The sequence below is a fragment of the Denitrobacterium sp. genome (assembly GCF_056180635.1).
This window is the reverse complement of the sequence record NZ_JAZZJS010000004.1, coordinates 1-4,114: the sequence shown is the minus strand read 5'-3', so window position 1 is coordinate 4,114 and position 4,114 is coordinate 1. Positions and strand designations below refer to the sequence as shown.

4 protein-coding genes are annotated in these 4,114 nt (G+C 59.9%); all 4 read left to right on the top strand.

Annotated elements, in window-relative coordinates; all coding sequences use genetic code 11:
• A partial coding sequence (gene nrdD, locus AC04P6_RS00125; RefSeq protein ID WP_475564554.1) for an anaerobic ribonucleoside-triphosphate reductase occupies positions 1–858 on the top strand: 858 nt, incomplete at its 5' end.
• Positions 859–943: 85 nt separating this feature from the next.
• Entirely contained in the window at positions 944–1,489 is a 546-nt protein-coding gene (gene nrdG, locus AC04P6_RS00120; RefSeq protein WP_475564553.1) for an anaerobic ribonucleoside-triphosphate reductase activating protein, read from the top strand.
• A gap of 153 nt (positions 1,490–1,642) precedes the next feature.
• Positions 1,643–3,397: a lipopolysaccharide biosynthesis protein gene (locus tag AC04P6_RS00115; RefSeq protein WP_475564552.1), complete on the top strand. Its 1,755-nt coding sequence runs from the start codon at positions 1,643–1,645 to the stop codon at positions 3,395–3,397.
• Positions 3,397–4,114, top strand: a 718-nt coding sequence (locus tag AC04P6_RS00110; protein WP_475564551.1) for a tRNA threonylcarbamoyladenosine dehydratase, incomplete at its 3' end; no start/stop codon positions are given. The genes AC04P6_RS00115 and AC04P6_RS00110, both read left to right, overlap by 1 nt.

Genomic DNA, 4,114 nt, shown 5'->3' with positions numbered 1-4,114 from the left:
TCCGGCAAGGATGTTGACAAGTTCTGGAAGATCTTTGATGAGCGTCTGGAGCTGTGCCATCAGGCACTGCTGTGCCGCCATAAGCGTCTGAAGGGCACTCTGTCCGATGCTGCTCCCATCCTGTGGCAGTACGGCGCCCTGGCGCGTCTGAAGAAGGGCGAGAAGATCGACAAGCTCCTCTACGGCGGCTATTCCACCATCTCGCTTGGCTATGCCGGCCTGTACGAGTGCACGAAGTACATGACGGGCAAGTCTCATACCGATGCGGAAGCCACGCCGTTCGCGCTGGAAGTCATGCAGCACATGAACGACAAGTGCGCCGAGTGGAAGGAAGCCACCGACATCGACTTCAGCCTGTACGGCACGCCGCTGGAATCCACTACGTACAAGTTCAGCAAGTGCCTGCAGCGCCGCTTTGGCATCGTTCCCGGCATCAACGACAAGGGCTACATCACCAACAGCTATCACGTACATGTAACCGAGCAGATTGATGCCTTCACGAAGCTGAAGTTCGAAAGCAAGTTCCAGAAGCTTTCCCCCGGTGGCGCTATCAGCTACGTCGAGGTTCCGAACATGCAGGACAATCTGCAGGCGGTGCTCACGGTCATGCGCTACATCTACGACAACATCATGTACGCCGAGCTGAACACCAAGAGCGACTACTGCCAGGTATGCGGCTACGATGGCGAAATCCAGATCATCGAAGACGACGGCAAGCTGGTATGGGAATGCCCGAAGTGCGGCAACCGCGACCAGAACAAGTTGAACGTCGCGCGTCGTACCTGCGGCTACATCGGCACGCAGTTCTGGAACCAGGGCCGCACCCAGGAAATCAAAGACCGCGTTCTGCATCTGTAGAACCACATCCTCATACGCAGGGCGAGGCGAATGGTCGGGCGATCGTTCGCCTCGCGTTCTCGTATCTCCGCGCAAGGAGGCAACCGTGAATTACGCAGCCATCAAATACTCCGACATCGCCAATGGCCCTGGTGTGCGCACCGTGCTGTTCGTATCGGGCTGCTCGCATCATTGCCCCGATTGCTTTCAGCCCGAAACGTGGAGCTTCTCGTTCGGCCGCCCCTTCACGTCCGAGGTGGAAGACGAGATCATCTCCAGCCTGAAGGAACCGTGGGTGAGCGGCATCACCGTGCTGGGCGGCGAACCCATGGAACCCGTGAATCAGGCGGGGCTTCTGCCGTTCCTGCAGCGCGTCAAGCGCGAATGCCCCACGAAGACCATCTGGGTGTACACGGGCGATGTGTATGAAAACCTTCTGTATGGTGGCAGGAACTGCCCGGAAACGGCCGACCTGTTCGTCTGCATCGACGTGCTGGTCGACGGCCCGTTCGTGAAGGACCTCAAGGATATTTCGCTTCGCTTCCGGGGCAGCAGCAACCAGCGCATCATCGACGTGCCCGCGTCTCTTGCCTCCGGCGATGTCGTTCTGTGGGAAGACGACCCCCAGTTCGCGTCGCACTCGATGGTCTAGCATGCTGCCGCGGGCTTGGGGCCTGCGTTTTTCCGAAGCGTTCGCTCGTTCGTACGTGCCGTTGTTTTGTCGCCTTCTTGTTTCGCGTTGCCTGCATCCTTTGCGGGGCCATATAATCATGCTTTGACGTAGGGAAACCAAGGAAGGCTACTCGTGAACAGACCCCGTCTCTTTGCAGCGATATCGCAGATGCTCGACGAGCGCAAGCGTAATTCCGCTCCGCGCGAACCGGGTCCGCTCAGGCGTCGCATCGATGCCTGGGGCGAGCGCTTGCTGGGCGTGGTGAACACTCGCTCGTTCGAGCAGGAAGCCGAATACGAGGGTCATCAGACGAAGCTCGATTACGTGTGGAACACGGCGGGCATGGCCACGTGGGGCTTCATCTTCCCCCTGCTTACCATCATCGTCACGCAGCTTGTGGGTAGCGAGCAGGCCGGCATGTTCTCGCTTGCGTTCGTGGCTGCGCAGCTGCTGATGTTCCTGGCGAATTACGGCGTGCGCACGTATCAGGTTTCCGACCGCGACGAAGAGCATTCGTTCGCGGAATACCAGATACAACGCGCCCTAACGTGCGTTCTCGCCATCATCGCGGGTTCGCTGTTCTGCGACCTGCATGGCTACGACGAGGCCATGCGCACGATGGTCATGGCCGTTGTGGTGTACAAGACGGTCGATGGCTTCGCCGACGTATACGAAGGCCGCCTGCAGCAGATGGACAAGCTGTACCTGGCGGGCATCTCGCAGGTGCTCCGCTCGGCAGCCGTGTTCGTGGTGTTCGCTGCGTTCCTGCTTATCACGCGCAGCCTGCAGATTTCCAGCATTGCGATGGCCGTGGTTGCCGTGGTGTCGCTCGTGCTGTTCACGGCGCCCCTTGCGCTGCTCGAGACGCCCACGTCGAATAGGCGCAGCTTCGCGAGCATCCGACAGCTTTTCACGAAGTGCTTCCCGCTCTTCCTGGCCCTGTTCCTGTACGCGCTGGTCGACAACATGCCGAAGTTCATGATGGAAGGCGCGCTTTCCTACGACAACCAGCTGTACTACAACGCGCTTTACTTCCCGGCCCAGGCGATTCTCATCACGGTGGGCTTCGTGTACAAGCCCATGCTCGCGCGCATGGCCGACGCATGGAACGACCTCGATCGCCGCAAGCGCTTCGACTTCTTCATCGTTGCCATGCTCCTCATCGTCACGGCGGTTACTATCGTTACGTTGCTCGTCATGAACTGGGTGGGCATTCCGCTGCTGAGCATCCTCTACGGCCTCGACTTCGAGCCGTTCCGTTCGATGAGCTTCCTCATGGTCATTGCCGGCGGCATTACGGGCGGCATCGACTTCCTGTATCAGGTTATGACGGTTATGCGCCGCCAGAAGTCGGTCCTGCGCCTGTATCTCATCACGTTCGCTTTCTCGCTGGCCATTCCGTACATGCTCATTCACGTGAGCGGTCTGCGCGGCGCAATTATGGGCTACCTCATCGTCATGGCGATTCTGCTCGCGCTGCTCGTGCTTGAATACGTGAGCGTGCGCTTGATGTACAAGCGCCATCCGGAAGATGATCCCACGTATCTGGCGGCGAAGGCTCGCGCGCGACGTCATGCCGCTGGCCAGGATATTGAGCCTGCCGAAGGGGAGGGCGTCGCCTTCGAGGCCGAGCGCGATTCTGCGGCGCAAGATGTGCCCGTCGCTCATGGCGCGCATCGCGAGGAAGCGCGTGCGCATATGCGCACCGAAGCTCCGCGTCCTCGTGCGAGGGGGCAGCATGCTGCTTCCGCAGAAGGCGCGCAGGAGTATTCCGCGCGCGAAGCCGCGCGTCTCGAGCGCATCGCGCGTGAAGGCGGCGAAGTCGACCCGCGCTTCCGCGCACGTCGTGCTTTGAAAGATCGTCAATCCCGGAGGGGTTCCGAATAATGTCCCAAGAAGTTCTGAACGAGACCACCCGCACTACCCGTATCTTGGGCAGTGAGGGCATTGCCTCGTTGGCTGCAAGCTGCGTTATGGTGTTTGGCCTGGGCGGCGTAGGTTCCAGTTGCGTTGAGGCGTTGGCGCGCGGCGGCGTGGGAAAGTTCATTCTCGTCGATCGTGACGTGGTGGACGTTACGAACATCAACCGTCAGGCCATCGCGTTCCATAGCACGATTGGGCGCAAGAAGACCGAGGTCATGCGCGATATGGTGCTCGACATCAACCCTCAGGCCCAGGTGCAGACGCTCGATATGTTCGTGTTGGCCGAGAATCTCGACGAGATTCTCGATACGTATGCAGCTCAGGCAGATTTCGTCATTGACGCTATCGACACCATCTCGACGAAGCTTGCCATCGCCGAGGCGGCGCAGAAGCGCGGCATCAATCTCATCAGCTCGATGGGTGGCGGCAATAAGCTTCATCCCGAATACCTGCGTGTCGCCGACATCTTCGACACGGTGAATTGCCGCATGTGCCGCATCATGCGCAAGGAATGCCGCAAGCGCGGCATCAACCATTTGCGCGTTCTGTACTCGTGCGAAGAGGCTGCGCCCGCAACCGCGTGCCCCGGCACGGAACGTGGCGAGCGCACGGGGCTGGGTACCATGCCGTATTTCCCGCCGATTATGGGCCAGACCATCGCGGGCTACGTCATTCGCTCCA